This is a genomic window from Cupriavidus sp. 05N38, from assembly GCF_056397345.1.
This window is the reverse complement of record NZ_JBFTNF010000179.1, coordinates 1-465: the sequence shown is the minus strand read 5'-3', so window position 1 is coordinate 465 and position 465 is coordinate 1. Positions and strand designations below refer to the sequence as shown.

The following is a 465-nucleotide window of genomic DNA, read 5'->3' as shown; positions in this document are numbered from 1 at the left end:
CTTCGTGCCCTTCGTGCCGGTGTTCAGCACCGTCAAGGTCGACTCGACCTTCAATGCCTCGCAACTGATCGGCCAGACCCAGAGCGTGGTCAACATGAACGGCAACAACGCCGCCTTCGTGGACGACATCAAGTCGCATGTCAACTCGACGCAGAACGCCCAGAACAACATCTATCGTTGAACCGCCCGGCAGACGCGGAGGCGGCCCCGCCACCTCCGCCGGCAACCAGCCAATCAAGAGCATCCCAAGTTATCCCGTGAAGCCAAGGAGAACCAACATGTCCCTCATCGTGCGCGACCTCGCCCTGACCCAAGAACTCGACAGCAAGTCCCTGGCCGCGGTGCGCGGCGGCGCCAATACCTGGATGCAGGGACTGGGCCCGGCGGCCAACGTCAATGTCAACGTCAACCAGAACATCCTCCAGCTGCAGAGCGTCAACGTGAACACGCTCAAAACACGCTCAA

The 465-nt window shown here is 60.9% G+C and carries 2 protein-coding genes; both read left to right on the top strand.

The genetic code is table 11. The annotated features are described in order from the left end of the window. The coding region (locus tag AC1DK4_RS40810) for a hypothetical protein (RefSeq protein ID WP_477132278.1) at positions 1 to 181 on the top strand (181 nt) is incomplete at its 5' end. A gap of 97 nt (positions 182 to 278) precedes the next feature. Then, positions 279 to 465: hypothetical protein (locus AC1DK4_RS40805; RefSeq protein WP_477132277.1), on the top strand; the 187-nt coding region annotated here is incomplete at its 3' end.